Source organism: Neoroseomonas rubea, assembly GCF_016106015.1.
Classification (GTDB): Bacteria; Pseudomonadota; Alphaproteobacteria; order Acetobacterales; family Acetobacteraceae; genus Neoroseomonas; species Neoroseomonas rubea.
On sequence record NZ_JACADQ010000306.1, the window covers coordinates 1 to 5,156 of the forward strand.

Annotated in this window: 5 protein-coding genes and 1 pseudogene; 3 read left to right on the forward strand and 3 right to left on the reverse strand. The window is 71.0% G+C overall.

The features are described from left to right. Nucleotides 1–50: 50 nt before the first annotated feature. Both HW577_RS20320 and lpdA read right to left on the reverse strand, forming a co-directional pair. Nucleotides 51–332 (reverse strand): PGPGW domain-containing protein, encoded by a 282-nt coding sequence (locus tag HW577_RS20320; RefSeq protein WP_198377948.1) that lies wholly within the window; start codon nucleotides 330–332, stop codon nucleotides 51–53. 69 nt (nucleotides 333–401) lie between these two features. Continuing rightward, nucleotides 402–1,793 carry a dihydrolipoyl dehydrogenase gene (gene lpdA / locus HW577_RS20325; protein ID WP_198377949.1) on the reverse strand — a complete coding sequence of 464 codons (1,392 nt, stop codon included), beginning with the start codon at nucleotides 1,791–1,793 and terminating at the stop codon, nucleotides 402–404. 193 nt (nucleotides 1,794–1,986) lie between these two features. Here lpdA and HW577_RS20330 point away from each other — a divergent pair, with 193 nt between their 5' ends. Genes HW577_RS20330 through HW577_RS20340 form a run of 3 tightly spaced genes read left to right on the forward strand, consistent with a single transcriptional unit; the run spans nucleotide 1,987 to nucleotide 4,950 of the window. Continuing rightward, a complete protein-coding gene (locus HW577_RS20330; protein WP_232475097.1) occupies nucleotides 1,987–2,982 on the forward strand; it encodes a tripartite tricarboxylate transporter substrate binding protein in 996 nt (331 codons plus the stop codon). A gap of 11 nt (nucleotides 2,983–2,993) precedes the next feature. Next, nucleotides 2,994–3,959 carry a tripartite tricarboxylate transporter substrate binding protein gene (locus HW577_RS20335; RefSeq protein ID WP_198377950.1) on the forward strand — a complete coding sequence of 322 codons (966 nt, stop codon included), beginning with the start codon at nucleotides 2,994–2,996 and terminating at the stop codon, nucleotides 3,957–3,959. Between the two features lie 19 nt (nucleotides 3,960–3,978). Continuing rightward, nucleotides 3,979–4,950, forward strand: a complete 972-nt coding sequence (locus HW577_RS20340; RefSeq protein WP_198377951.1) for a tripartite tricarboxylate transporter substrate binding protein — start codon at nucleotides 3,979–3,981, stop codon at nucleotides 4,948–4,950. Nucleotides 4,951–4,965: 15 nt separating this feature from the next. On the opposite strand, the pseudogene HW577_RS20345 reads toward HW577_RS20340, so the two are convergent. Further along, a pseudogene (locus HW577_RS20345) lies at nucleotides 4,966–5,156 on the reverse strand (hypothetical protein); the annotation flags it as partial.

Sequence of the window (5,156 nt, forward strand, 5' to 3'; positions counted from 1 at the left end):
CAGGGGGCCCGTTCCCGTGGCGCCGGGGGCCACGCTTCGCGTCCGGGGGCTCAGGCGCGGCCGAACAGGCGTCGCACGCGCTCCGCCGCGCCGGCCACGCGGCGGCCGAGGCCGGCCTCCATCTCCTCCACGCGGCCGACATGCTGCGGCCAGCGGTCGGCGACCCAGCCCCAGCGCCGCGCCGCCCAGATATGCTGGTCGCGCAGCACGAAGACGCCGAGGGCGAGGAAGAGGAATCCCTGCAGGAAGGGCAGCACCAGGCCGAGCACGCCGAGGACGAGCAGCCCCCAGCCCATGACCTTCCGGGGAAGCGACGGACGCAGGATGATCATGGTTGCGCAGATGGTCCGCGCGGGGCGCGGCTGCAACGGGGGCGGGACACGGATCCCGCCCCGTCGCGCTCAGACGTGCACCGGCTTGTCCCAGGCCGCCATCGCCGCCTCCTTCACCGCCTCGTTCAGCGAAGGATGCGCGTGGCTGACGCGGGCGATGTCCTCGGCACTCGCGCCGAACTCGATCGCCATGGCGATCTCGGCGATCAGCGTGCCGGCATCCGGCCCGACGATATGCGCGCCGAGCACCTTGTCGGTGGCCTTGTCGGCCAGCACCTTCACGAAGCCGTCCGTCGAGGCCATGGCGCGCGCCCGGCCATTCGCCATGAAGGGGAATTTTCCGACCTTGTAGGCGGTCCCGGCCGCCTTCAGCGCTTCCTCGGTCGCACCCACCGCGGCGACTTCCGGCCACGTGTACACCACGCCCGGAATCGCATCGTAGTTGATGTGCGGCTTCTGCCCGGCGAGCATTTCTGCGAGTGCGTAGCCCTCGTCCTCCGCCTTGTGGGCGAGCATCGCGCCGGCGATCGCATCGCCGATCGCGTAGATGCCGGGGATGTTCGTCGCGAAATGCGCGTCGGTCTTGACGCGCCCGCGCTCATCCAGCGCCACGCCCACGGCATCGAGGCCGAGGCCCGCGACGAAGGGCCGCCGCCCGATGGCGAGCAGCACGACATCCGCGCGCAGCTCCTCTCCCGCGCCGCCTTCCGCCGGCTCGACCTTCAGCGTCACGCCCGTGCCGTCCGCGACCGCGCTCGTGACCTTCGACTTCAGGCGGAACTTCATGCCCTGCTTGGCCAGGATGCGCTCGAACTGCTTGCGCACTTCCCCATCCATGCCGGGGAGGATGCCGTCGAGGAACTCGATCACCGTCACCTGGGCACCGAGGCGCCGCCAGACGCTGCCGAGTTCAAGCCCGATCACGCCGCCGCCGATGACGACGAGGTGCTTCGGCACGGCCTCGAGTTCCAGCGCGCCGGTGGAGGTCACGATGCGCTTCTCATCGACCTCGACGCCGCGCAGCGGCGTGCTCTCGCTGCCGGTGGCGATGACGACGTGCTTCGCGGCGTAGTCGGTGCCGTTGACCTGCACGGTCCCGGGCGCGGTGATGCGCCCCTCCCCCTTCAGCCAGGTCACCTTGTTCTTCTTGAACAGGAACTCGACGCCCTTGACGTTGGCGCCGACCACCTCGGCCTTGCGCGCCTGCATCCGCGCCAGGTCGAGGCTCACCTGCCCCACCCCGATGCCGTGCTCGGCGAAATGCTTGCCCGCTTCCTCGAACACTTCCGAGGAATGCAGCAGCGCCTTGGACGGGATGCAGCCGATGTTGAGGCAGGTGCCGCCCAGCGTCTCCCGCTTCTCGACGCAGGCGACCTTCATGCCGAGCTGGGCCGCGCGGATGGCGCAGACATAGCCGCCCGGACCGGCGCCGATGACGATGACATCGAAGGTTTCGGGCATGGCGGGGTCCTGCGCTGGCGAGGGTGTTGTTGTGCGGCGCGGAAACTGCCCCTCCCGGCCCCCGGGATCAAGCATCCGCCCCGGGAGCAAGGCGCGAGGAACCGCTTCCCGCCCGGCCCGTCCCCTGCCTATCCTTTTTGCCATGCGGGCAGGCGCCGCCAGATGCGCCGCCCGGGAGGAGAGGAAACACGCCATGCCCGTCCGGGACGACACCCCACTCATGCCCAGCCGCCGGGGGCTTCTCGCCGCCGGCGCCGTGCTCGCCGCCCCGGGCCTTGCCCGCGCGCAGGCCCGCTTCCCCGACCGGCCGATCCAGATCGTGGTGCCCTGGCCGGCCGGTGGCTCGGCGGACATCCAGCTGCGCTCGATCGGCGACCTGTGCACCCGCGCGCTCGGCCAGCCGGTGGTGGTGCGCAACCAGCCTGGGGCGGGCGGAACGCTCGGGCCGATGACGGTGGCGCAGCAGGCGCGCCCGGACGGGCACACGCTCACGCAGATGCACCTGTCCGTGCTGCGCCGCCCCTGGATGATGCGCACCCCGCAATGGGACCCGATCGCGGACTTCACCCATATCATCGGCATGACGGGCTGGCTCTTCGGAACCGCCGTGCGCGCCGACAGCCGCTTCCGCACATGGGCCGACATGATCGCCTTCGCGCGGGCCAATCCGGGGCGGCTCAACTACACCACCTCCGGCATCGGCACGACGAACCACCTGGCGATGGAGACGATCCAGGAGAAGGAGGGCATCCAGCTCACCCACGTCCCCTTCCGCGGATCCAACGAGGCCGTCACGGCGGTCATCGGCGGCCAGGTGGACATGGTCTGCGACAGCTCCACCTGGGCACCCTTCGTCGAGAACAACCAGATGCGCGCGCTGTCCGTCTGGACGGCCGAGCGCGTGCGCCGCTTCCCCGACGTCCCGACGCTCAAGGAACTCGGCTACGACCTCGTCGTCACCTCCCCCTACGGCGTGAGCGGGCCGCGCGGGATGGATGAAGGGATCGTGCGCATCCTGCACGACGCGATGCGCGACGCGCTCATGACACCCGAGAACGCCGAGGTGCGCGCGCGCTTCGACATGCCGCTCGTCTACCAGGACACGCAGACCTACCGCGCCTTCATCGCCGAGCGCGTGGAATACGAGCGCGCGATGGTCCGCCGCCTCAACCTCTCCCTCGACGGCTGAGGGGGGCGGCGATGCTGCAGCGGCGGCTGATCCTCGCGGGGGCGGCGCTGCCGCTGCTCGCACGTCCCTCGCTCGGCCAGGGGCGGTTTCCGAACCGGCCCGTGCGCTTCCTCATCCCCTGGGCGCCGGGCGGCACGCTCGACGGCTTCATGCGGCTGCAGGCGGAGATCTTCCAGCGCGAATTCGGCCAGGCGCTGATCATCGAGAACCTGCCCGGCGCGCGCGGCACGCGTGCGGCCATCCAGCTCGTCACCCAGGCGCGGCCGGATGGCTACACCATCGCGCACCACCACCTCTCGGTCATCCGCCACCCCTTCCTGACGACGCGCCCGACCTGGAACCCGGTCGACGACTTCACCTACGTCATGCAGCAATCGGGCTTCGTCTTCGGGCACGTGGTGCACCCGGCCTCGGGCTGGAACACGCTCGCCGACATGTGGGCCGCGGCGCGCGCGCGCCCGGGGCATCTCAGCTACGGCACCTCGGGCATCGCGACGTCCAACCACCTTGCGATGGAGGAGCTGTGCGAGCGCGAGGGCGTGCAGATGATCCACGTTCCCTATCGCGGCACCAGCGAGAACATCACCGCGCTGCTCGCCCGCCAGCTCGATGTCATCGCCAATTCCAACGCCTGGCAGCCGGGGGTGGAGGCGGGGCAGATGCGCCTGCTCGCGGTCTGGACGCGCCAGCGCCTCGGCGCCTTCCCGAACGTGCCGACGCTGCAGGACCTCGGCTACGGCATGGTCGTCACCTCCCCCTACGGCATCGCGGGGCCGAAGGGGATGGACCCGGAGGTGACGGAGTTCCTGCACCAGGCCTTCAAGCGCATGCAGTTCAGCGAGGCCATCCAGACCTATATGCGGCGCAACGACATGCCGGACGAATATCTCGGCCCCGCCGACTACACGCGCTTCGCGCGCGAACGCGCGGTGTACGAGGAACGCATGGTCAAGCGCCTCAACCTCAGCATCGACTGACCGGGCCAGGGAGGTGTCCATGACCGCCATGTTCCCCCGCCGCGCGGCGCTCGCCGCCGGCGCAGCGCTGCTCGCGCGCCCTGCGCTCGGCCAGGGCCGGTTTCCGAACCGGCCGATCCGCATCATCACGCCCTGGCCGCCGGGCGGGTCGCTCGACGCGCTGCAGCGGACGATGTTCGACATCGTGGGCCGCGACCTCGGCCAGAACATCGTCTCGGAGAACATGCCCGGCGCGCGCGGCACCCGCGCGGCCATCTTCCTGACGCAGCAGGCGCAGCCCGACGGCTACACGCTGGCGCACCACCACCTGTCGATCCTGCGCCACCCCTTCCTGACGCGGCAGCCCACCTGGGACCCGGTGGCGGATTTCTCCTACATCATGCAGCTCTCGGGCTTCGTCTTCGGCACGGTGGTGCGCAGCGACGCGCGCTGGCGGACGCTGGCCGAGGTCTTCGCCGATGCCCGCGCCCGGCCCGGGCGGATCAGCTTCTCCACCTCGGGCATCGCCACCACCAATCACCTCGCGATGGAGGAACTCGCCACCCGCGAGCGCTGCGAGCTGCTGCACGTCCCCTTCCGCGGCGCGCAGGAAGGGGTGACCGCGCTGCTGGGCCGGCAGATCGACATGGTGGCGGATGCGCAGGCCTGGCGTCCGCAGGTCGAGACCGGGGAGTTCCGCCTGCTGTCGGTCTGGACGCGCACGCGGCTGCCCTCCTTCCCTGACGCGCCGACGCTCAACGACCTCGGCTACAACATGTCCGTCACCTCCCCCTACGGCTTCGTCGGGCCGAAGGGGCTGCCGGCGGAGATCGTGGACACGCTGCACCGGTCCCTGCGCAAGGCGATGCAGGACGAGGCGAGCCAGGCGGTGATGCGGCGGTGGGAGATGCCGGACGAGTATCTCGGCCCGCGCGAATACCTGGCCTTCGCGGCCGAGCGCGTCGCCTATGAACGCGCGACCGTCGCGCGGCTCGGCCTCAGCATCGACTGAGGGCGCGCGGCCCGCTCAACTGTCGAGCCGGATGCCTTCCTCGCGGATCAGCGCCGAGAAGGTCGCGCGCTCGGCGGCGAGGAAGCGGGCGAAGGCATCCGGCCCCTCGGCCGCGGGCAGCAGGCCGAGCGCATCGAGCCGCGGGCGCAGCGCGGGCTGTCCCACGGCATCGGCCGCCGCGGCCGCGATGCGCGCGACGACGGGCC

Coding starts and splice junctions, on each gene's coding strand:
- HW577_RS20330 (WP_232475097.1), top strand. CDS start 1,987: ATGCCCGTCCGGGACGACACCCCACTCATGCCCAGCCGCCGGGGGCTT.
- lpdA (WP_198377949.1), bottom strand. CDS start 1,793: ATGCCCGAAACCTTCGATGTCATCGTCATCGGCGCCGGTCCGGGCGGC.
- HW577_RS20320 (WP_198377948.1), bottom strand. CDS start 332: ATGATCATCCTGCGTCCGTCGCTTCCCCGGAAGGTCATGGGCTGGGGG.
- HW577_RS20340 (WP_198377951.1), top strand. CDS start 3,979: ATGACCGCCATGTTCCCCCGCCGCGCGGCGCTCGCCGCCGGCGCAGCG.
- HW577_RS20335 (WP_198377950.1), top strand. CDS start 2,994: ATGCTGCAGCGGCGGCTGATCCTCGCGGGGGCGGCGCTGCCGCTGCTC.